The 20,125-nt window shown below is 57.9% G+C and carries 22 protein-coding genes; 7 read left to right on the top strand and 15 right to left on the bottom strand.

Annotated features, from left to right (window positions below):
* Positions 1–69 precede the first annotated feature (69 nt).
* From MK208_RS04590 to MK208_RS04605, 4 genes are all read right to left on the bottom strand, one after another.
* The gene (locus MK208_RS04590) at positions 70–1,422 is read right to left on the bottom strand and encodes a nucleobase:cation symporter-2 family protein (protein WP_294114380.1); all 1,353 of its coding nucleotides are present in this window, start codon (positions 1,420–1,422) and stop codon (positions 70–72) included.
* Positions 1,423–1,486: 64 nt separating this feature from the next.
* Positions 1,487–1,996 (bottom strand): ureidoglycolate lyase, encoded by a 510-nt coding sequence (locus MK208_RS04595; RefSeq protein ID WP_294114383.1) that lies wholly within the window; start codon positions 1,994–1,996, stop codon positions 1,487–1,489.
* The gene (gene puuE, locus MK208_RS04600; protein ID WP_294114384.1) at positions 1,993–3,408 is read right to left on the bottom strand and encodes an allantoinase PuuE; all 1,416 of its coding nucleotides are present in this window, start codon (positions 3,406–3,408) and stop codon (positions 1,993–1,995) included. Before puuE ends, MK208_RS04595 begins: the two co-directional genes overlap by 4 nt.
* 129 nt (positions 3,409–3,537) lie before the next feature.
* Entirely contained in the window at positions 3,538–4,464 is a 927-nt protein-coding gene (locus tag MK208_RS04605; RefSeq protein ID WP_294114560.1) for a LysR family transcriptional regulator, read from the bottom strand.
* A 162-nt stretch (positions 4,465–4,626) separates the two neighbouring features.
* Between MK208_RS04605 and gph the strand changes: the two genes are divergently transcribed.
* Entirely contained in the window at positions 4,627–5,280 is a 654-nt protein-coding gene (gene gph / locus MK208_RS04610) for a phosphoglycolate phosphatase (RefSeq protein ID WP_294114387.1), read from the top strand.
* A 104-nt stretch (positions 5,281–5,384) separates the two neighbouring features.
* Positions 5,385–5,960: a PA14 domain-containing protein gene (locus MK208_RS04615; RefSeq protein WP_294114389.1), complete on the top strand. Its 576-nt coding sequence runs from the start codon at positions 5,385–5,387 to the stop codon at positions 5,958–5,960.
* A 116-nt stretch (positions 5,961–6,076) separates the two neighbouring features.
* Here MK208_RS04615 and MK208_RS04620 read toward each other — a convergent pair whose 3' ends face one another.
* From MK208_RS04620 to MK208_RS04640, 5 genes are all read right to left on the bottom strand, one after another.
* Positions 6,077–6,751, bottom strand: coding sequence for a hypothetical protein (locus MK208_RS04620; RefSeq protein ID WP_294114391.1), 675 nt, complete (start codon positions 6,749–6,751; stop codon positions 6,077–6,079).
* A 44-nt stretch (positions 6,752–6,795) separates the two neighbouring features.
* Positions 6,796–7,542 (bottom strand): hypothetical protein, encoded by a 747-nt coding sequence (locus MK208_RS04625; RefSeq protein ID WP_294114394.1) that lies wholly within the window; start codon positions 7,540–7,542, stop codon positions 6,796–6,798.
* Between the two features lie 61 nt (positions 7,543–7,603).
* Entirely contained in the window at positions 7,604–8,044 is a 441-nt protein-coding gene (locus tag MK208_RS04630) for a hypothetical protein (protein ID WP_294114398.1), read from the bottom strand.
* 92 nt (positions 8,045–8,136) lie between these two features.
* Entirely contained in the window at positions 8,137–8,430 is a 294-nt protein-coding gene (locus MK208_RS04635; RefSeq protein WP_294114400.1) for a hypothetical protein, read from the bottom strand.
* 43 nt (positions 8,431–8,473) lie between these two features.
* Positions 8,474–8,713: a ribbon-helix-helix protein, CopG family gene (locus tag MK208_RS04640; protein WP_294114402.1), complete on the bottom strand. Its 240-nt coding sequence runs from the start codon at positions 8,711–8,713 to the stop codon at positions 8,474–8,476.
* Between the two features lie 315 nt (positions 8,714–9,028).
* On the opposite strand from MK208_RS04640, the gene MK208_RS04645 reads away from it, so the two are divergent.
* Positions 9,029–9,370 (top strand): hypothetical protein, encoded by a 342-nt coding sequence (locus MK208_RS04645; RefSeq protein ID WP_294114404.1) that lies wholly within the window; start codon positions 9,029–9,031, stop codon positions 9,368–9,370.
* A gap of 4 nt (positions 9,371–9,374) precedes the next feature.
* Here the strand turns inward: MK208_RS04645 and parE are convergent, their stop codons facing one another.
* Positions 9,375–11,333 carry a DNA topoisomerase IV subunit B gene (gene parE, locus MK208_RS04650; RefSeq protein ID WP_294114405.1) on the bottom strand — a complete coding sequence of 653 codons (1,959 nt, stop codon included), beginning with the start codon at positions 11,331–11,333 and terminating at the stop codon, positions 9,375–9,377.
* 384 nt (positions 11,334–11,717) lie between these two features.
* Here parE and MK208_RS04655 point away from each other — a divergent pair, with 384 nt between their 5' ends.
* The gene (locus MK208_RS04655) at positions 11,718–12,155 is read left to right on the top strand and encodes a hypothetical protein (RefSeq protein ID WP_294114407.1); all 438 of its coding nucleotides are present in this window, start codon (positions 11,718–11,720) and stop codon (positions 12,153–12,155) included.
* Positions 12,156–12,277: 122 nt separating this feature from the next.
* Here the strand turns inward: MK208_RS04655 and MK208_RS04660 are convergent, their stop codons facing one another.
* The gene (locus tag MK208_RS04660; protein WP_294114409.1) at positions 12,278–13,054 is read right to left on the bottom strand and encodes a transporter substrate-binding domain-containing protein; all 777 of its coding nucleotides are present in this window, start codon (positions 13,052–13,054) and stop codon (positions 12,278–12,280) included.
* Positions 13,055–13,286: 232 nt separating this feature from the next.
* Complete coding sequence (locus MK208_RS04665; RefSeq protein ID WP_294114410.1) at positions 13,287–14,588, bottom strand: dienelactone hydrolase; 1,302 nt, start codon at positions 14,586–14,588, stop codon at positions 13,287–13,289.
* Positions 14,589–14,827: 239 nt separating this feature from the next.
* On the opposite strand from MK208_RS04665, the gene ppk2 reads away from it, so the two are divergent.
* Complete coding sequence (gene ppk2, locus MK208_RS04670; protein WP_294114413.1) at positions 14,828–15,781, top strand: polyphosphate kinase 2; 954 nt, start codon at positions 14,828–14,830, stop codon at positions 15,779–15,781.
* Here ppk2 and MK208_RS04675 read toward each other — a convergent pair.
* The gene (locus tag MK208_RS04675; RefSeq protein ID WP_294114415.1) at positions 15,778–16,422 is read right to left on the bottom strand and encodes a DUF2461 domain-containing protein; all 645 of its coding nucleotides are present in this window, start codon (positions 16,420–16,422) and stop codon (positions 15,778–15,780) included. The genes ppk2 and MK208_RS04675 overlap by 4 nt on opposite strands.
* A gap of 107 nt (positions 16,423–16,529) precedes the next feature.
* Between MK208_RS04675 and MK208_RS04680 the strand changes: the two genes are divergently transcribed.
* Entirely contained in the window at positions 16,530–17,927 is a 1,398-nt protein-coding gene (locus tag MK208_RS04680) for an MATE family efflux transporter (RefSeq protein WP_294114417.1), read from the top strand.
* A 75-nt stretch (positions 17,928–18,002) separates the two neighbouring features.
* Here the strand turns inward: MK208_RS04680 and MK208_RS04685 are convergent, their stop codons facing one another.
* Together MK208_RS04685 and MK208_RS04690 are read right to left on the bottom strand one after the other, a co-directional pair.
* Positions 18,003–18,410: a hypothetical protein gene (locus MK208_RS04685; protein ID WP_294114419.1), complete on the bottom strand. Its 408-nt coding sequence runs from the start codon at positions 18,408–18,410 to the stop codon at positions 18,003–18,005.
* 28 nt (positions 18,411–18,438) lie between these two features.
* Entirely contained in the window at positions 18,439–19,641 is a 1,203-nt protein-coding gene (locus MK208_RS04690; protein WP_294114562.1) for a pyridoxal phosphate-dependent aminotransferase, read from the bottom strand.
* Between the two features lie 81 nt (positions 19,642–19,722).
* Between MK208_RS04690 and MK208_RS04695 the strand changes: the two genes are divergently transcribed.
* A complete protein-coding gene (locus MK208_RS04695; protein ID WP_294114420.1) occupies positions 19,723–20,124 on the top strand; it encodes a helix-turn-helix transcriptional regulator in 402 nt (133 codons plus the stop codon).
* Position 20,125 lies beyond the last annotated feature (1 nt).

The raw sequence follows: 20,125 nt of genomic DNA on the forward strand, positions 1-20,125 counted from the left end.
TAGCGCAGTTTGCAGACAAAAAAACAGGGACCCGAAGGTCCCTGTAAGTCACTAGAATTAAAGAGTTTGTCAGTCTTCGTGAGGAAGTACCAAGTTCAGCACAATCGCGCAGAGCGCGGTTGGTGCCACAGCCGAGGTCATCAGTGTTTTCACAACACCCGGCAGATATTGCACGGCAGTTGGGACAAGGTTCAGACCCAGACCAACAGCGAGCGACACAGCGATGATCACCATGTTGCGGCGGTTCAGTTCCACTTCGGACAGCACGTTCAGGCCGGCGGAAGCCACCATGCCAAACATCACAATCACACCGCCGCCCAGCACGGGTAGAGGCATGGAGGCGATCACGGCGCCGACCTTAGGCATCAGGCCGCAGAGGATCAGGATGATGCCACCGATGGTCACCACGTGACGGCTCATCACGCCAGTCATGCCGACAATGCCCACGTTCTGCGAAAACGACGTGTTGGGCAGGCCGCCAAAGACGCCTGCGATGGCTGTGCCCAGACCGTCAGCATAGGTTGCGCCCTGGATCTCTGCGTCGGTCGCATCGCGGCCAGCACCGGCTTTGGCGGTGGCGGAGGCGTCGCCCACGGTTTCAATTGCAGACACGATGGAGACCAAGGTCACGGCAATCACTGCGCCGAGGCTGAATTCAAAGCCATAAGGCAGAGGTTTGATGCCGGTCACCCAAGAGGCTTTAGAAATAGTGCTTTGGAACCCCTCGATGGTAATTATGCCTACGAGGAATGCCATCGCGTACCCCACGATCAGGCCCACCAAAATGGCCGCACTGGACAGAGTTCCTTTGGTGAAGAACTTCAGTACCAGAGCCACAACCACCACGGTCAAGGCCACGGTCCAGTGCTTCAAGGAGCCGAAGCTTTCCGCTTCCATCTGGAATTGTGCGGCGCCACCTGCGGCGTATTTGATCGCAACCGGAATGAGATAGAGACCAATTGCCAGGATCACCAGACCGGTGACCAGCGGTGGGAACAGCCAGCGCAACTTGCCAATCACAGAGCCAAGCGCAAAGTGGATGACGCCGCCAATGATACAGGCGGTCAGAGCGACGCTGAGGCCTTGGGTGGCCGCAACGCCAGCCAGCACGCCAACAAAGGCAAAGCTGGTGCCCTGCATGATTGGCAGGCGCGCGCCAACGGGGCCGATCCCTACGGTTTGGAACAATGTTGCGATGCCGGCAAATAGCATGGCCATCTGGATCAGATAGACCTGTTCAGCACCGCCAAAAGCGAGGCCGGCCGCGCCAGCCACAATGATGGATGGGGTTACGTTTGAGGCAAACATTGCCAGAACGTGTTGGAATCCCAGTGGGATTGCCTGCCCCAATGGGGGCGTGACGTTTGGGTCGGAGTATTGTCCGGTCCCTTGTGTTTCCTGAGCTGTCATAGTGTCAGCCATGTCCTTCTCCTGTCGGTCGTAAAGCCCTGCCGCTTCATTTGGCGAGCAGCTTCGGGCGGTTTGGTCAGGGGATACCTGACCCATGGTTTTGATCCGCTACCACCTGGTATGCTGTGTCGAACCAAAATTCTTCGAGGTTGGCGCCGTCGCCAATGCGGTCCACCACGGCAAAAAGGCCGGGGGCTGCAAGCGGGGTCAAAACGCCGTGCCATGTGTTGCGATGGAAGTTGATGGCTTGTCCCGGCTGCGTCTGAAACGCCATGGGGGTATCCGGCTTGCCGCCCAAATCTTTGGCAACAATAACAAGGAATGCGTGTTCGGTCATCGGAATGAAAGCCTGACTTCCGTCCGGATGGCGCTCAACCATATCCAGTGTGTAAGGTAAGCTGCGCGGCTGTGCGTTGAACAGGCTGATGCCCGCGCGCCCATCGGCGAAGTCCATCTCTGCCAGGTCATGATGACGGCCACACATGCCTTGGTTGATGATCTTATCGGCCTCAGGTTTGAGGGCGATCACATCGCCAAAAGGCGCAAAAGCTTCTGCGGTTAGCGGCTGGACGACAATTTCGGTCACGGCAACAGATCCATCAGTCGGAATTCGGCAATGCGCTCAACCTGTTTACACGCTTCTGCAAACTCGGTGGCGCTGTCGTTGTCGATCCGGCGCTCAAAGGCGGCCATGATCGAGGCCTTGGTGTGGTCACGCACCGCAATGATGAACGGGAAGCCGTGTTTGGCGACATAGTCGCTGTTCAATTGGGTGAAGTTCGCACGTTCCTCATCCGTGAGCATATCCAGACCAGCGCCAGCCTGTTCCGAGGTGCTTTCGGCGGTCAGGCGACCGGCCGCTGCCAATTTGCCAGCCAGATCCGGGTGGGCGTTGAGCACGCCAAGCCGCTCTTCGTCGCTAGCAGTGCGGAAGGCACGGCAGAGGGCGTTGTGTACGCCGGCTGCGCAATCATGAGCTGGACCCAGCTCCAGGCCATGGGCACGTTCCGCAATCCAGGCGGAGTGTTCAAAGATGCCGCCGTAGAGTTCCACAAATCGGGATTTTTTCATGGCGCTTGGCCGTTCGAAGCGTTTGTGTGGATGGGTTTGTGCCCAGTGCGCGGCAATCTCAACACGGCGCGGGGTCCAGACGCCCTCAAAGCCTTGAATGTAGTCAAGAAACTGCGCCAATCCGGCGAGTTTGCCCGGGCGGCCAATCAACCGGCAATGCAACCCGATGGACATCATCTTGGGCGCGCCCTCGCGGCCTTCGGCATAGAGTACGTCAAAGGCATCTTTGAGATAGGTGAAGAAGTCTTGTCCTGTCACCCAACCCGGTGCCGTGGCAAAGCGCATGTCATTGGCTTCCAGCGTGTAGGGAATGATTAGTTGGTCCTTGTCACCGTACTCGCGCCAATAGGGCAGGTCGTCATCGTAAGTATCTGAGATGTAATCAAATCCACCGGCTTCGGCGACGAGTCGGACGGTGTTTTCAGAGCAACGTCCCGTGTACCAACCGCGCGGGCGGTCGCCAACAACTTCGGTGTGCAGGCGGACGGCCTCAGCGATGGAGGCACGCTCCTCCTCTTCCGGCATGTCTTTGTGTTCGACCCATTTTAGGCCGTGGCTGGCGATCTCCCAATCCGCAGCCTTCATGGCAGCAACTTGTTCCGGACTGCGCGCCAGAGCGCTGGCCACGCCGTAAATGGTCACGGGGATGTCTTTGCCAGTGAACAGGCGATGCAAGCGCCAGAAACCTGCGCGCGCGCCGTATTCGTAGATCGACTCCATGTTCCAATGACGCTGGCCCTGCCATTGGGCCGCACCTGGAATGTCGGAGAGAAACGCCTCGGACGCGGCATCGCCATGCAAAACGCAGTTTTCGCCACCTTCTTCGTAGTTCAGAACAAACTGAACGGCGACTTTGGCGTCATTTGGCCATTGTGCATGTGGTGGCTTGGGGCCGTAGCCCCGCATGTCCCGTGCGTAACGCGTCACGACAAAACTCCCCTGGTTCGTGATTGCTTCGTTTTAGCTTATAAAACGCCAGGTGACTTTCCAATTTTTCTTGAAAGAGTTGTTGTTGCGAGTGTCGTTGCGCGCGCTCAATTTTTGAGCATATAGAGCCTAAGTCTTTGCCTCATATTGATTTTCTTGTAGTGCGGCCTGAACCCGTGGGGTCATAAACTCAATAAGCAGCCGTGTTTTGGGATCCTGATGGCGGCGGTGCGTGTACAGAAGGGCCATTTGAATAGGCATAGGCGGCGTCTCAGGTAAAACAGGTAGCAATGCTCCTGAGGACAGGTGTTCTGCGATTTCGAACACAGGTTTCAATGTGATGCCGTAGCCTTCCAAAGCCCAGTCGGTCAGCACATCTCCATCATCAGACTCAAACGGGCCTTTCACGGCGAAGCGGCGGGTGCCTTCATCTGTCTCTAAGGGCCACTGAAATTCCGGCGCGCCGGGGTAGCGCAGGTTAAGGCAGTCGTGGGTGCCGTTGGTCAACTCTTCGGGAGTGGCGGGTGTACTACGTTCTGCGAGATACTTCGGCGAAGCGCAGAGAACGCGTGGGCAGTCTGCAATTTTGCGGATCCGAAGGGTGCTGTCCTCAGGAACGCCCAAAAAGAAAGCCACATCAAGGCCTTCGGCGGTCAGGTCGAGTTTGCGGTCTGACAGGCGCAGACGCAGGTCGATAAGGGGGTACTCCTTTTTGAATTCCGGAATCAAAGGCGCAATAAGGCGACGGCCAACCCCCAGCGGGGCAGCAATATGCAGGAGGCCGCGCGGACTTTGCGTGATGGAGTTTACCGCTGCTTCGGCCTCGTCAATGGTTTCAAGGATCTTGCAGGCGCCGTCGTAGAAGGTGTTGCCCTGCTCGGTTGGATTGAGTTGCCGTGTGGTGCGGTGAAAGAGACGGACGCTAAGGTATTCTTCCAATTGGGAAATACGCGAGGAAGCCACGGCTGCGGAAATCCGTTGGTCGCGAGCGGCGGCGGACATGCTGCCAAGTTCGTAAACGCGGACAAAGGTGCGGATGTTGTCGATGTAGGACATGGTGATCTTCAGGCATTTCTTGAAGCTGGAATTGTATTCCACGGTATCCCAAATAAGTCGTCAATGCCAGTGTGACCGAGGGTCGGAGTATTTGGTGCTTTTCATTGCCTGACGTGCGTGCTTGAAATCCGCCAAAGTCTTTTGACGCGGGAGCAGAACGACATGCAGACAGTGATCTTTGATTTGGACGGTACGTTGGTGGATAGCGCGCCGGATATTCGCGCTTCTGTGAACAAGATGCTTGCCGAAGAAGGTTTGCCCGAACTGGATTTGCCCACTGTGATCTCTTTTATTGGCAATGGGTTACCGGTTCTGGTGCAGCGCGTGATGGCGCATTTTCAGATTGCAGAAACGGAGTTTCCTCGACTGAGCGCAAGGGTGCTGGAAATCTATAACGCGTCCACATCTGCGCAGACGGTGACCTATGAGGGGGTGCGCGAGGTTCTGGACGCCTTACGGGCCAAGAGCGTGCGATTGGGGGTTTGTACCAACAAACCCAAGGAGCCGGCGATGCATGTTCTGGAAGAGTTAGACCTGAGCAAATACTTTGATGTTGTTGTGGGGGGAGACACTTTCGAAAAGCGGAAGCCGGATCCTTTGCCACTGCTGGAAACGATTGGAGAGACGCCTATACAGGACGTGCTTTATGTTGGTGACAGCGAAGTGGATGCGGAAACAGCGCAGCGGGCGGGGGTGACTTTTGCTTTGTTTACAGAGGGGTATCGTAAATCCCCAGTCGATGACATTCCCCACGATCGGCGATTTTCATCATGGGATGCGTTTCTGGCGGTGCTTGAGGAGGTACAGTCAGTATAGGCCAAAACGCGCGAGTTCCCTCTTATCTGCGGAACTGTGACTTGCTCATTGGGGGTGGTTGGAATTAGGCTACCCTCAAACGCCATGATGCGAGGAGTTTGCTTGTGAAATCTTTTATTGTCAGTGCTTTGGCCGCTGTTTCTATTTTCATCGGGGGGGCTGTGTCGGCGCAGGTGATTGAGCTGACGCCCGCCAATCCGCAACCAACCGGCGTGAAACAAGGCCTCAAAGTCAACTACTTCACCGGGGAGCGTAATGTGCGCAACCTGAACCAAGCGAAGTCCAAAATTAAGTGGTCCAAGCCGGGTAAGCCTTTGCCTGGATTGAATTTTCCAGACAAAGGGCAGGGCGCGCCGGTGCTGACGTCGGGCAAGCCGATGTTGGTGGTTGCGGACATCAACGGGTATATCAAGTTTGATAAGCCTGGGGTCTATGACCTTGAATTCTTTAGCAATGATGGCTCTCAGGTCTGGATCAGCGGCAAGTCGGTGGCGAAGCTGAACAAGATCACACCATGTGCCAGCGCGGGACGTCCGAAGGTCAACGTGCCAAAGGCAGGATGGTATGATTTCAAGGTGTTATACTGGCAGAAAGAGGGAACCGCGTGCCTCGAAAGCGAGTGGAAAGCGCCCGGTGGGAAGCGCCAGCTGATCCCGAACAGCGCGTTTGGCTACAAGTAAACGCCGATTCAGAAAGGTTAATTGGGGGCTTCGGCCCCTTTTTTTGTGGGCAGAATCCACGTCGGTATTCTGTCGGTATCACGACTGTTTCGCGACTGTGGCGATTTTTGCACCGATTAGCGGCAGATATTCTTAATCTGTGCGTCTTTCCACGGTAGCACCACCGCGTCTGGGCGGGGCAAATTTTCGACCGGGAAATGCGGTGAGAGCAGAGATTTGAGGCGCGCGGTGCGCGGGGCCTCTGGATCAAGCAGGGAACAGCAGAGGTATTCCTCGACCACGGCAGCTTGCTGCTCATATCCGTAGTCCAGGAAGGTCGCGGCAGAGGCACCTTCGAACTGATAGGGATCGGCACCGTTCTTGTGTTCCTGCGCAGCCTTGAACGGGGTGTAGCCAGTGATCTCGCGGTTCTGCCATTGCCAGACGTGCACCATTTCATGGGCAAAGAACATGGCGGCGGTCAGGTGCAGCTTCTCGGGATAGCTCGGCACGTAATCCGGGACCGACCAATCGCGGGAGGTGTAGACGTGCTCATAGAGCACAACACCGGCGGCGGTGGCGGTGATGGTTTCCTCTTTGGGCTCCGGATTGATGCGCTCGCGACAGGCGAGGCGGGGGCGTTTTTCATACTCCCACGTCTGGATGCCGAGCGGCGCGTTTTTGGTGATGCGGATCGGTTTGGTGTCGATGGTGTCGCCCAGAACGTCAGCGGTAAACGCCTGTTCCGTTTCGGTCAGGGACCGGCTGCAGGAGATCAAAGCGAGACAGAAGAAAACGGGCCAGATGCGCATGAGGGGGAGACTAGCAAAGCGCCTTGCGGTGGCAAGGTGGGAAATCACAGAAGGCTGTCGATTGTGCGGCCCAAGCGGAAAGGTGCCGCAAAGGCTACAAGGCAGAGGGCGACGATTTGCAGGATCAACAGGGCGCGGCCGGATTGCAGGCGCTGCCACGCGTCGCGCAGGGCGGTGATGTCCTCGATCAGCGTGTCATAGGTGAGCGCCAGCACGCGGTAGTCGGCGGCGATTTCCGGGCGGGTGGGGGCGATGGTTTCCACCGCCATGATGGTGGGCACGTCGCGGGTGTCAAAGGCGAGGAATTCGGCCATCTCCAGCTCGGCGGCGGCTTGGGACATCTCGGCGTGGTCACGGGCGCTGCCAAACAACAGGGAGATGCCTTCCAGCGGGGCGGCACGTTCTGTGATGGTGAGGAACAGGGGCAGGGCGGTGTTTTCCGCGCTTGAGGCAGAGAGGAATTCGACCTTTTCGCAGAGCGTGGTCAGGTCTGCGTCGGTTGTTTCCGCGCAGTAGCGCAAGCGGAAGCGGGCGGCGTCGGTGTCAAAGGCGCGCGACGCGGTGTAGGCGACGGTGATCTGGCGGTTGAGGGCTGTGCTGTCCTCTTGATAGATGCCCGCCGCGATGGCGACCACGGCGCCAACCCCGCCCAAGGCGACCCAGATCACGTCGGCCATGAGCCAGGCTTTGGTGTCCTCGGTGCGGCGAAAGAGCGTTAGCGCGCCGAGGCAGCCCAGCAGGAAGCAGGCGAGGATCAGGGGCAGTTGGTAGGTTTGCAAAAAGGCGGCCATGAGGGCAGCTTAGCGGCGAATGGCTGAAACAGGGATCACGGCTGCGTGTCGGTCGCACGCGTTATTTAGGCGTGGTGACCAAGCGGCCGCCGTTCATGCACTCGGTGAAGTGGAAATCGTAAAACTTCTGGTCTTGCGCGGCCCCGGCGGCGGAGCCAATGGCGCCACCGACCACGGCGCTGCCAAGCGCGTCGCGGTGATCGCGAGTGCCGATGTAGCCGAGGCCGTAGCCCAGTTGGGTGCCGGTTTGCCCGCCTTGCACACGGCCGCGCATACCGGCGGCGGCGCGGGCGTATTGGTCACAGAAGAGTTCCGTGCGCGGTTGTTTTTGCCCCCACTGGTGCGTGCCTTTGTTGGTGTTTAGGGACGGCTGATTGGAGCGCTGCTGGCTTTCCGGGGACATGAAGTTGTTTTGATGCCGCGCGGAATCCTTGCGGGCTTGGGCCGTGGCGTCGGGGACGGGCAGCAGGAGGATGAGGGTTAGGGTAAGGGCAGGGCGCATGGGGGGGAGTTTGGCAGGGTGTGGCGTGTTCCACAACCTAATGCGGAATGCAGAGCATTCCGCCGCGCCCGACCCTCCCCCATGGGGGGTGCCTATCCTTCAGATTCTGCCCGTCCATTAGACTTGCTCGAGCTCCAGATCGAGCCTGCGGCAAACCCCAAGAGTGCTGTGAGCGTTTGTTTGCTCCAGTCCAAATTTGAGTCGTCATCGGTAAGGAAGAACGTAATAACACTAACTGACAACACAGCGACAATGATGCCGACAGACAAGAAAAGGATCGCCGCCTCTCGTCGCCAACGGTGGTCGATCGATTTCTTTTTGTCGACCTCTTCAAGGGAACCGAGCGAGTGAACTACGAGTTCACTCGCTTCTTTTCCGATATCCACCTTTTCAGTTGTTGTTTGCTTTTTGGCGGATATACTTTGTTCCTCAGCCGAAGTTTACAAACTCGCGTTCCTTGCGAGTGTCTTCAGTTTCAGACCATGCGCCAACATGCATGCCGTCTTCTTTTGCGTCTCGGGCGGTAGAAAGAAGTTCTATCGCCAATCTAAAGACATCGGCTTTGCTACGGCCCGTGGCTTGAGATATTCTTTCGATCTCACCGGCCAGGCGTTGCGAGACGTCAACTGTGAAGCGAAATTTTTGATTGTCGTTAGCAGACTTAGTCATGTGCCTACCTTTCCAATAAACTGAAGCACCAGATTGTGCCTATCTTATATAGTTAGTTCTTTAAGCGTTGCTTTATTAATTCAGTAAAATTTCTGTGAATCATTGAGCTACCTCCCTGTTGTTGCTGGGGCTCTACGCCTCTCTACACGGGTATTCAAACAGAAATGTGGCAAATATCAAGAAAAAGTACAGAAATATTACTGAAAAGAATATTGACCGAACGCTGGCTGCACGCGTAACCTAAAAAATGGAGGAGAACGACCAGCGGGGAGATTCGTGCTATGGTGGAAATGGACATGGTTTTGGAGAGCGTAATTGAAAATCGCAGCACAACAGGATGACGAAGGCCCGCATGAAGCAGTCGTCTTTGAGCAAGATGTTTTGGTAAAGATCGATCAGCTGCCTTTGGGGAAGCAGCAAGAAATTAGTAAGGGGTTTGCCAGTGCCTACGGCCGCGTGCTGGAAAATTTAGCGTTGATGCAGGTCCAGACCTTTTGGAGCGAGAAGCAAAGCCATTTGCTAAATCTCTTTTCCAATCATGGCACGAGAGTAAGCGTTGCGGGCTATGCATTTAATCTGAGAGTTTGTGCGGAGACATTCAGCTGGAAGGTATGGTCGATGAGTGTATGCGACGGTCGCAGAACAATACCGCTTTAGTTCCTCAAACATCCAGCTCCTCCACAAACCGCGCGTTTTCCTGAATGTACTGGAAGCGCTTCTCCGGCTTTTTGCCCATCAGATCGCCGACCAGCGCGTCTGTTTCGCCAGGCTCGTCTTCGTCAATCGTCACACGGATGAGCTTGCGGCTGCCCGGGTCCATGGTGGTTTCTTTCAGGTCTTTGGCGTCCATCTCGCCCAGACCTTTGAAGCGGGAAACGTCGATTTTGCCTTTGCCGCCAAGGCCTTTTTCCAGCCATTCGTTTTTCTCTGCCTCGTCCACACAGTAGACGCGTTTGGCGCCCTGGGTGAGGCGGAAGAGCGGGGGGCAGGCCATGTAGAGGTGGCCGGCGTCGATCATTGGGCGCATTTGGGTGTAGAAGAAGGTCATCAACAGCGCGGCGATGTGGGCGCCGTCGACGTCCGCGTCGGTCATGATGATGACCTTGTCATAACGCAGGTCGTCGACGTTGAATTTGGTGCCAAGCCCGACGCCAAGCGCCTGGGTCAGGTCGTTGATTTCCTGGTTGGTGCCGATCTTGGAGCTGGCCGCGCCCAGAACGTTGAGGATTTTACCACGCAGGGGCAGGAGCGCTTGCGTCTTGCGGTTGCGGGCCATTTTGGCGGAGCCGCCCGCGGAGTCGCCCTCCACGATGAACAGCTCGGTGCCGTCGCGGTTGGTGGCGGAACAGTCCACCAGCTTGCCGGGTAGCCGGAGTTTTTTGGTGGCGGTTTTGCGGGCGGTTTCTTTCTCCTGACGGCGACGAAGACGCTCTTCGGCGCGCAGCACGAGGAAGTCGAGGATGGCGCCGGCGGATTTGGTGTCGGCCGCCAGCCAGTTGTCAAAGTGGTCGCGCACGGCGTTTTCCACCAGTCGCTGGGCCTCGACGGTGGCAAGGCGGTCTTTGGTCTGGCCGACAAACTCCGGTTCGCGGATGAAACAGGAGACAAGGGCGCAGCCGCCGGTGATCAGGTCGTCGCGGGTGATCTGCGCGGCCTTTTTGTTGTTGATGAGCTCGCCATAGGCCTTGATGCCCTTGAGCACAGCGGCCCAGAAGCCAGAGACGTGCGTGCCGCCTTCGGGGGTGGGGACGGTGTTACAGTAGGACTGGATGAAACCGTCGCGCGATGGCGTCCAGTTGATGGCCCATTCGACCTTGCCGGGGACGTTGAAGCGCTCTTGGAAATCCACGGTGCCTGCGAAAGGCTGCTCGGCGTAGGTGGTCGCCTTGTCCATGGTTTCTTTGAGGTAGTCGGACAGACCGCCGGGGAAGTGGAACGTGGCCTCGGTTGGGGTCTCGCCGTCGTCAATCGCAGTTTTCCAGCGGATTTCGACACCGGAGAAAAGGTAGGCTTTAGAGCGGATCGATTTGAACAGGCGGGCCGGTTTGAAACGGTGGGAGCCGAAGATTTGCTCATCCGCGTGGAAGGTCACCGTGGTGCCACGGCGGTTGGGGGCGGCGCCGATTTTTTCGACCGGGCCTTGCGGGATGCCACGGGAGAAACGCTGTTCAAACAGGGTTTTGTCGCGTGCAACCTGTACCACCATCAAATCCGACAATGCGTTCACAACCGACGCGCCCACACCGTGCAGACCGCCCGAGGTCTGATAGGCTTTGCCAGAGAACTTACCGCCCGCGTGCAGGGTGCAGAGGATCACTTCCAGTGCGGATTTGTCCGGGAACTTGGGATGCGGGTCCACAGGGATGCCCCGGCCGTTGTCGCGGATGGTGATCGAATAGTCCTCGTGCAGTTCGACCTCAATGCGGTTGGCAAAGCCTGCAACCGCTTCGTCCATCGAGTTGTCGAGCACCTCGGCGACCATATGGTGCAGCGCGCGTTCGTCCGTGCCGCCGATATACATGCCAGGCCGTTTTCGGACAGGTTCCAGTCCCTCAAGGACTTCAATAGAGGAGGCGTCGTAATCGGTCGGCTGTGTTTCGGCCAGAAGGTCGTTGGGCATTCGCGGGCTGCTCTTGTTGATGTTGCTTGGCGCGCATTATGGCAGGGGTGTGCGGCGGGGGGAAGAGGCTGCGCGCAAGAACGGGCAGGCCGTTTGTAGTTGGGCTGTCAGTCACGAGTGGAGAAACAGGCAGATGGTCTTGAGAGACGCGGATTGCCTCGGATGGGTCTAAAGAGTGGGCGCGATAGCTGGTTAGTGCAATGTTTACGCCCACGTGGGCGCACCGTTGACCGAAGTATGGTTGGCCTGACTTTCGGCGGCTCGTCTCACGAGGTAGCTTTGGCAAGGTTTGGAGGCCGGTTCAGGTAGCAATAGAGGTTGATGGAACGTGATGATTTGCTTTGCCAGCGCGGGAATCAACCCGGCTAGATTAAAGGAACTCTCATGACCCCATCAAGGCGCATCATTGCCGTCGCGATCTTTGTGCTGTGCGCATTGTTTATTGTGCGCGCAAACACGGATGTATTTGTGGATCGCTCGGTTCAGAGCGTTGGCGAAAGGTCTGTGGGAGAGGACGCTGCAACCTATGAAAGTTACCTGCGCGCGCAGGGGTATTATGTTCAAATTTTTGAGGATGGTGACTGGAAGAGCGACCTTCAATTTGCTTTCCCGACGTCGCTGTTTCTGGAACAGGGACACAAGGTACGGGCGTCCTGCCCAGAAGTATCTTGCACATATGTGTCCGGTAGGAAGATCGTCGGTCCACTGGGTAAATTAACCCAGTTCGAACACGTTTACCATGTGGTGTTTGCCAAACGGGATGGCGTCATTGTGTCGGTATTCTTTGACACAAGCCCATGGCGGTATCGAAAATGGGCCTAGATATTCGAAGTCGCGCGGGCGAACCGTTGGTGCCGAAAATGCGCCTACCGGACAAGGAGGGACATTGGGGATGTGTCCGGTGGGGGCGAGATCACGTCAGGCCGTGACAGAGGGGCTGGAGGTCACATGGAGAGATAGTTGTCCGCAAGCGAGTCACGGTATTTGTCGATCCACTTGGTGTTGATCGCCGCGATGGTTCCGTCTGCTTCCAACTCGGTGAAGCAGCGGTCAAAGGCCACGGACATGTCCGGATCGCGGAAGTTCATGGCGTAGTTGGAGGGTTCAAAGATGGCGCGGAACTCCAGCGGTTGGCTGGCGTCTACGCCTGCGGAGGAGCTGGCGTCGCGCAGGCTGGCGGCGTAGGCGGCAAAGAGCATGCCGTCGCCCAGGATGCCGTCGACGCGGCCGCCAAACAGCAGTTTGGATTGGGTTTCCTGGTCGGCCATCTCGCGGTAGGAGCCAAAGGAGCCTTGCGCGTCAGACAGGCCGGGAAGGATGCCGGAGGCACCTTCAAAGGCGGCGATGCTGAGACCGGCGAGGTCATCCAGCGCGCCAAAATTGTTACCAGAAGAGGCGAGATACGACACACCGTTCTGATAAGCGATGTAAGGCGCGCTTTGGGCGCCGTCCATCGGCATACCCATAGGTACGGTCATCACCGCGTCGCCGGTGCCGCCTTCGTAGGTGGCCCAATGGCGGGTGAAGGGTTGCACCACATAGTTCACCTCGTGGCCGCAGTGTTCCATCACACGGGTGACAATTTCGGCCTCGCGGCCTGAGCCGTCGGCGTAGACCATGGGGGGCAGATCTGCCGCCAAAATGGTGACGGTGTCGGCGATGGCAGCGCCGGTGGAAACGGTCAGCGCAATGGCAGAAACCGTGGCAGTCATGAATTTCATTTTGGGTAGCCTCCGAGCAATTCCTACAGCAGCCTAGGCACCCAAGTCTTAACGACATCTTAGCGGGAAATAGGTTTTATTTCGGGTCGTAAACTTATCTAAGTGTCTGTTTTGTATGAAATGTACAGGTATTGTTTTGTCGGGGCGGTTTGTGACAGTTGGAGACAATTCTAAACAATGCAGTTGTGAAAAAGGCGACCGGACTGGTCGCCTTTTGGAGGGAGGAGTGTGCTTACTGCCCCTTGAGGAGGGTCTCAAACCGCAACCCAACTGCGGTGCGGGCCGGGAAGCCTTTCCAATAGGTGTGGTCCGCTTTGAAGGTGCCGTCTTCTTCTGCCGAGAACAGGCCGTCTTTGGCGTTGGGGACAAGGTCGAGATAGGTGGCTTTGTCGCTGTCGCCTTTCAAATGCAGGTCCAGAAAAGCCGTGGCGAAGTGTTGGGTGATGTTGTTCATGCGTGTGGTGTCCCAAACCGCGTCTGCATAGTGGTCAAACGGTGGGAAGCCGAGGGTTTCGGAGGGTTGCCAACTGGCCATGGGGGCGGGGATCGGTGCGGCGGCGTTGTGGTTGGCGTTTTCAAAGGTGAGTAGGTGGCGGTCCGTGCCTGTGGCGTGTTCGAAGATTTCGCGCATGGCCGGGTAAATTGAGACATCATCCACTTCGCCCGCCATCAGGAGGGTTGGTTTGCGCAGGCCCGCGAGGCCTGCGTCATCCCAAAGGCCGTAGTTGCGCCCCCAGGGGCCAATAGAGATCAGCGCTTTGACGCGCTCATCAATCAGCGCTTCGTGCGTGTCCGAATTGCGCACGTTGTGCAGCAGAGTGCCTTGCGGCGGCGCAAAGGGCGCGGCTTCGACACCGGGGGCAAGGCCCGCGCCGCCGAAGATCAACGCGCCATAGCCGCCCATAGAGTAGCCAATCACCGCCGCCGTGTTGGCATCGGTGATCGCGCCAATGGGGCCGTCGAGCGCAGCCATGCTGTTGAGGACAAACTTCTGGTCAATGGGACGGTTGAGCAGGGTGGAGCCAAATGCGGTTTGATCAGCGTAGGTGCTGTCGGTGTGATCGATGGAGGCGACCACGTAGCCCTTAGACGCGAGGTTTTCGCCCAGATGGGAGAGCAGGAGGCGGTTGCCGGGGTAGCCGTGGGAGATCACCACCAGCGGGAAAGGGCCGTCTGCTGTGGGCGTGGCGTCGCGCGCGGCGCGGCCGGTAAGGGTTGCCGAGAGGGACGGGTCACGCAGCACGGTTTCATAGGTGCCGCCTGGTGGGGTGTCTGCCGCGGCGGGATACCAGATCTCTACAGTCAGGGCGCGGTCATAGTGCGCGAGCGTGTCCTCGGTCGAGTTCAGCACGTCGATCTGATCCGGGTGCACAAAGGTCCGCGTTGTGACGCCAACTGGCAGGGTACCAAAAGGGGCAAGCTCCGGGGCGTCGGGGCGGATCAGGTCAATGCGGTCTTGAGCGGAGAGGGATGTGGCTGCGAGGGTCAGTGACACGGCGAGCTTTCGAAAATGGGAGAGAGAAGTACCAAACATGAGCGTCCTCCAATGACTGGCGAAAGTCTAGGGGCACGCAGCGTCTCGATCTACTGCAGCGTGCAATAGGGACGTGGGGTCATTGTGTACTTTGGTGCACCGAAGAGGGGGTGCAAGGCGCCGTTTTTTGTTGGGAATTTGCTGCAAAACAGAAGATTCAGTTGACGTGCATCAAAGAGGAATTTTGCGCGGCGTGGTAGGTCCAACCCATCTCAAGAAAAGCAAGAAAGGAGACGCTTATGGATGACCAGTTGGACGGTGTGGCTCAGGTAAATGACGGTGAAATCAAGGACGTTGCGGAGGCAGCGGATGCAGAGGTGACGGGTGCCGAAAACGAGCCAACGGCGGAGGAGTTGCGCCGTGCGTTTGAGAAGGGCGAGTACCCTTACGCGACCAAATTGTCCCGCCGGTCATACGAAAAGCAGAAGGCGCAGTTGCAGGCAGAGCTGCTGAAGGTGCAGCTTTGGGCGCAGGAAACCGGGCAGAAGTTTGTGATGCTGTTTGAGGGGCGGGATGCGGCCGGTAAGGGCGGTACGATTAAGCGGTTTACTGAGCATTTGAACCCGCGCTCGGCGCGGGTGGTGGCCTTGAACAAGCCGACCGATGAAGAGCGCGGCCAGTGGTATTTTCAGCGCTATATCGACCATCTGCCGACATCTGGCGAAATGGTGCTCTATGACCGCAGCTGGTACAACCGCGCCGGTGTGGAGCGGGTGATGGGTTTCTGTGAGCCCGGCGAATACCTGGAGTTTATGCGGCAGACGCCCGACCTGGAACGGATGTTGGTACGGTCCGGCATTCGGCTTTACAAATACTGGTTCTCGGTCACCCAAGATGAGCAGAAACGCCGCTTCAAGAGCCGCGAAACCGATCCTCTGAAGCAGTGGAAGCTGAGCCCGATTGATAAGGCGTCGCTGTCCAAGTGGGACGATTATACCGAGGCCAAAGAAGCGATGTTCTTTTACACCGATACGGCAGATGCGCCGTGGACGGTGGTGAAATCCAACGACAAGAAGCGCGCGCGTTTGAACTGTATGCGGCATTTCTTGAGCACGCTGGACTATCCCGGCAAGGATCACAGTATTGTGGAGCAGGCGGATCCGTTGATTGTGAACACCGCAAGTCATGTGATCCATCAGGCCGATCACATTCTGGGGGCAGCATTGCACCCGGATACTCGAAAGCCGCGCTAAAGCGCGGCGAGCAGTTGCGTCAGCGGTTGTAGTTTTTGGAAGGCGGTCTCGAGCTGGGGCACGAGGCCGCCTTTTGTTATGTCGCTTTCTTTATAGTCAAACCAGACGGTACAGCTTTTGCGTTTCAGCAAGGCGGCTTGTGGATGGTCTTTGTCAAAGGGGGCGGGGACACGTTTGAGCTCCGGGTCGTCCATTCGGGCCCCTTGGGCTTTTAGGTCAGCGATAGCATCAGAGAGCTGTGCACCCTTGGGGCCATCGACAGCGGCGTGCCAGTGGGTCATCTGGTCTTTGTCAAATCCCATCATGCCACCGCCCACAGACAGATAGTCCCGCCCAATACCAAAGAAATAGCCGACCGGCGGCGTGGACCACAGCATGTGCAGATGCAGGTGGTAGGGCGTTTTGTCTTTGGAAAAGCGCACGTCGCGGTGCGGACGGAAGAGTTTGGTGGTCGGCACTTGGCCGGTTTGCTTTTCAAGCGAGGCCGCCACAGTGTCGAGCAAAGCCAAAGCGGGCGCTTTGAGCTGGGTCTCATAGGTGGGTTTGTTTTCGTTAAACCAATCTTTGGTGTTGCTGTCGGCCAGCGCGTTGAGAAAGGCGCGGCTGTCGGAAATCAATGTGGCAAAGGGATCGGCGGACATGGGGGAACCTTGTTCTATCAATGTGGTCTATGGTGGCAGAGGGCGGATTTTGGATCAACGCAAAGGCGGGCCTTGCTCTGCCTAATTAACAAGCTTACTGCTTGGGCATGACATCAACACAATCGACCTCCCCAATGCGGACGTCTGACCACGTTCGCGCCCTTTTGCGCATTGGCCTTCCGCTGATTGGTGGCCATGTGGCGCAGTTTGGAATCGGGTTGACCGACACGGTCATGCTCGGCTGGTATTCTGTCGAGGCACTGGCCTCTGTGGTGCTGGGCAGCACGTTTTTCTTTGTGATCTTCATTCTGGGATCGGGCTTTGCCATTGCAGTGATGCCTCTGGTGGCTGAGGCGGATGCGGAAGGGGACGAACAAGCCCTGCGGCGGGTGACACGTATGGGGCTGTGGCTGTCGGTGCTCTTTGGCGTGTTGGTGCAGCCGCTGTTTATGCTGTCCGGGCCAATCCTGTTGTCGTTGCAACAGGCCCCTGATGTGGCGGAATTGGCGCAGGCCTATTTGCGGATAGCTGGACTTGGCTTGGTTCCGGCGCTTTTGGTGATGGTGCTCAAGTCTTATTTGGCGGCGCTGGAGCACACCCGTGTGGTGTTCTGGGTCACGGTCGCGGCTGTGCCGGTCAATGCAGTGGTGAACTACGGGCTGATTTTTGGCAACTGGGGCCTGCCTGAGATGGGCGTGCGGGGCGCGGCGATTGCCTCGATCCTCGTACAGTTTGTGTCTCTGGCCGGGGTGATCCTCTATGCTATCAAAGCGTTGCCGCAGCATGATCTCTTTGCGCGCATCTGGCGGCCGGATTGGGAGGTCTTTGCCAAAGTGTTCCGGCTGGGGCTGCCGATTGGCATTACCAATCTGGCGGAAGTGGGGCTGTTCTCGGCCTCCTCCATTATGATGGGGTGGCTTGGCACGGTCACGCTGGCGGCGCATGGTATTGCCCTGCAACTGGCCAGTCTGGCCTTTATGATCCACTTGGGGCTGTCCAATGCGGCGACCGTGCGGGCAGGCAATGCTATGGGGCGCAAAGACGCGGACCATATGGCGCGCGGGGCCTGGGTGGCGATCGTGGCGTCGCTGCTGATGGCTTTTATCGCCGTGGCGATTTTCCTGATCTTCCCGGAGCAGCTTTTGGGCTTCTTTATTGATCCCGAAGAGGTGCAACGTGAGGCGATCATCGCCACAGGTGTGACGCTCTTATATGTGGCGGCGTTGTTCCAGGTGATGGACGGGGCGCAGGTGATGGCCTTGGGGCTGTTGCGCGGCGTACAGGATACCCGGGGGCCCATGGTGATTGCTGCGGTGAGCTATTGGATCATTGGCGTGCCAAGCGCCTATGTGCTGGGCTTTACCTTTGGCATGGGCGGCGAAGGTGTGTGGCTGGGGTTGGTCTGTGGTCTGACCGCGGCGGGCATCCTGCTGATGTACCGCTTCTGGGTCACGGACCTAAACCGCCTGCGAAAGCGGTTCCAAGAGCAAAAGGCGTCGGCTTAACTCCGACGCCCCACATTCTCATTCCACAAATATCCTGGGGCGTCCCATCTGTGATGGGACGGGGCAAAGCCCCTTCTACTTTTTGCCTTTGAGCAAACGGTCCGCCTTTTTGCGCACCAGGACCGAGCGCAGATCATGCATCGCCAGCAGCAATGTGTCGGTGATTTGCTCCAACTGATCCGGCGTGGCTTTGGACTGCACCCACTGAGACGTCAGGTTCAGGTGGTCCACCGTGCGCAGGATGTCGTCCACGGTGCGCTGGTCCAAAAGCGCGCGGCGCTCGGCCATCCAGGCGTTGATTTCGGCCTTGTCTTCCTTGGTCAGCTTGGTGTCCCCATGGGGTTTCACATCGCCGTTCTTGATGTTGACGACCGCGATCTGATCCATTTCGATCCGGCGCTGGCGGTTCTCCGTGTCGACACGGAACACCACAGCGCCGTTTTCGCGGACGCGGAAGTAGTAGTCTGGCAGGTCACTGCTCATGGGCCACCTTTGTGTCTGTTGTCCGCACTCAGCTCAGCGCGGCGCAAAAGGTCTGAATGCGCGTGCAGGCGGTTTTCAGGGCTTCGTCCGAAGTGGCATAGCTGATCCGGAAGTTTGGCGACAACCCAAAGGCGGCGCCAAAGACCACGGCCACGTCCGCCTCTTCCAGAAGCGCATTGGCAAAGGCTTCGTCATTCTCGATCACGGTACCTTTGGGGGTGGTTTTGCCAATCAGCCCAGCGATGGAGGGATAGACGTAAAACGCGCCTTCCGGTGTCGGACAGGAGATGCCGTCGATCTGGCTCAGCATGTCGATCACCAGATCGCGGCGGCGTTTGAAGACCACATTGTTGGGTTCCAGAAACGCTTGCGTGCCATTGAGTGCCTCCACGGCGGCCCATTGGCTGATCGAGCACGGGTTGGACGTGCTTTGCGATTGCACTTTGCGCATTGCGGCGATCAGTTCGACGGGGCCAGCGGCATAGCCGATGCGCCAGCCGGTCATGGCGTAGGCTTTGGACACGCCGTTGCAGGTCAGAGTGCGCTCATAGAGGCCAGGTTCCACTTCCGCCGGGGTGCAGAACTCAAAACCGTCATAGGCGAGGTGCTCATACATGTCGTCGGTCATCACCCAGACATGGGGGTGGCGCATCAGCACGTCGGTCAACTCTTTGAGCTCTTCGCGCGAGTAGCCCGCACCGGTCGGATTGGACGGCGAGTTGAAGATCAGCCATTTGGTTTTGGGCGTGATCGCGGCTTCCAGCTGATTGGCGGTCAGTTTGAATTTGGTTTGCAGCGAGGTCTCGGCAATCACCGGGGTGCCGCCCGCGAGCAGCACCATGTCCGGGTAGCTCACCCAGTAAGGGGCCGGGATGATGACTTCGTCGCCTTCGTTCAGCGTGGCCATCAGCGCATTATAAAGCGTCTGTTTGCCGCCGGTGCCCACAGAGACCTGCGCCGGGGTGTACTCCAGACCGTGGTCGCGCTTCATCTTGGCACAGACGGCCTGCTTCAGCTCTGGAATGCCATCAGGCGCAGTGTATTTGGTTTTGCCTGCGGCAATGGCCGCCACGGCGGCGTCTTTGATGTTTTGCGGCGTGTCAAAGTCGGGCTCGCCGGCGGAGAGGCCAATCACGTCGCGACCTGCGGCCTTCAGCTCGGCGGTCTTTGCTGTCATGGCGATGGTCGGGGACGGTTTCACGCGGGACAGGGTATTGGACAGGAAAGACATTTGGGCCTCGTTTGTAATCACTGGCTCCATGTCTTAGGGTGCGCGCGAATACCGTTCAAGGTGGAAACCAAAGGAATGTAGATGTCACAGGACCAAGTAGAGCCGCTGACCGATGAAGGCTGGTATGGCGAGGATGTGGCGACCTTTGGCGATCGCCTGGCGGCGGCGCGTGAGGCGGCGGGGCTGAAGCAGGGAGAACTGGCAAAGAGGCTGGGGATCAAGCGCGGCACGCTGGCCAATTGGGAAAGCGATTTGAGTGAGCCGCGCGCCAACCGACTGTCGATGATGGCAGGATTGCTCAACGTTTCCGTGGGCTGGTTGCTGACCGGTGACGGTGACGGCGTGGAGATGCCCGGCGACGAAGAGAGTGCCGACACGGATTTGCTCGCGATTGTGCAGGAAATCCGCGTGATCCGCAGCCGCATGAAAAATGATCTTGAAAAACTCGCGCGCTTAGAAAAGGCGCTGCGCAACAAAGTGTGAC

Source organism: Shimia sp. (assembly GCF_022448905.1).
Classification (GTDB): Bacteria; Pseudomonadota; Alphaproteobacteria; order Rhodobacterales; family Rhodobacteraceae; genus Shimia.

Excerpts from the sequence above, each read along its gene's own strand:
- MK208_RS04590 (WP_294114380.1), bottom strand. The coding sequence starts at position 1,422 with ATGGCTGACACTATGACAGCTCAGGAAACACAAGGGACCGGACAATAC.
- MK208_RS04605 (WP_294114560.1), bottom strand. The coding sequence starts at position 4,464 with ATGTCCTACATCGACAACATCCGCACCTTTGTCCGCGTTTACGAACTT.
- gph (WP_294114387.1), top strand. The coding sequence starts at position 4,627 with ATGCAGACAGTGATCTTTGATTTGGACGGTACGTTGGTGGATAGCGCG.
- MK208_RS04620 (WP_294114391.1), bottom strand. The coding sequence starts at position 6,751 with ATGCGCATCTGGCCCGTTTTCTTCTGTCTCGCTTTGATCTCCTGCAGC.
- MK208_RS04625 (WP_294114394.1), bottom strand. The coding sequence starts at position 7,542 with ATGGCCGCCTTTTTGCAAACCTACCAACTGCCCCTGATCCTCGCCTGC.
- MK208_RS04630 (WP_294114398.1), bottom strand. The coding sequence starts at position 8,044 with ATGCGCCCTGCCCTTACCCTAACCCTCATCCTCCTGCTGCCCGTCCCC.
- MK208_RS04640 (WP_294114402.1), bottom strand. The coding sequence starts at position 8,713 with ATGACTAAGTCTGCTAACGACAATCAAAAATTTCGCTTCACAGTTGAC.
- parE (WP_294114405.1), bottom strand. The coding sequence starts at position 11,333 with ATGCCCAACGACCTTCTGGCCGAAACACAGCCGACCGATTACGACGCC.
- MK208_RS04655 (WP_294114407.1), top strand. The coding sequence starts at position 11,718 with ATGACCCCATCAAGGCGCATCATTGCCGTCGCGATCTTTGTGCTGTGC.
- MK208_RS04660 (WP_294114409.1), bottom strand. The coding sequence starts at position 13,054 with ATGAAATTCATGACTGCCACGGTTTCTGCCATTGCGCTGACCGTTTCC.
- MK208_RS04665 (WP_294114410.1), bottom strand. The coding sequence starts at position 14,588 with ATGTTTGGTACTTCTCTCTCCCATTTTCGAAAGCTCGCCGTGTCACTG.
- ppk2 (WP_294114413.1), top strand. The coding sequence starts at position 14,828 with ATGGATGACCAGTTGGACGGTGTGGCTCAGGTAAATGACGGTGAAATC.
- MK208_RS04675 (WP_294114415.1), bottom strand. The coding sequence starts at position 16,422 with ATGTCCGCCGATCCCTTTGCCACATTGATTTCCGACAGCCGCGCCTTT.
- MK208_RS04680 (WP_294114417.1), top strand. The coding sequence starts at position 16,530 with ATGACATCAACACAATCGACCTCCCCAATGCGGACGTCTGACCACGTT.
- MK208_RS04685 (WP_294114419.1), bottom strand. The coding sequence starts at position 18,410 with ATGAGCAGTGACCTGCCAGACTACTACTTCCGCGTCCGCGAAAACGGC.
- MK208_RS04690 (WP_294114562.1), bottom strand. The coding sequence starts at position 19,641 with ATGTCTTTCCTGTCCAATACCCTGTCCCGCGTGAAACCGTCCCCGACC.
- MK208_RS04695 (WP_294114420.1), top strand. The coding sequence starts at position 19,723 with ATGTCACAGGACCAAGTAGAGCCGCTGACCGATGAAGGCTGGTATGGC.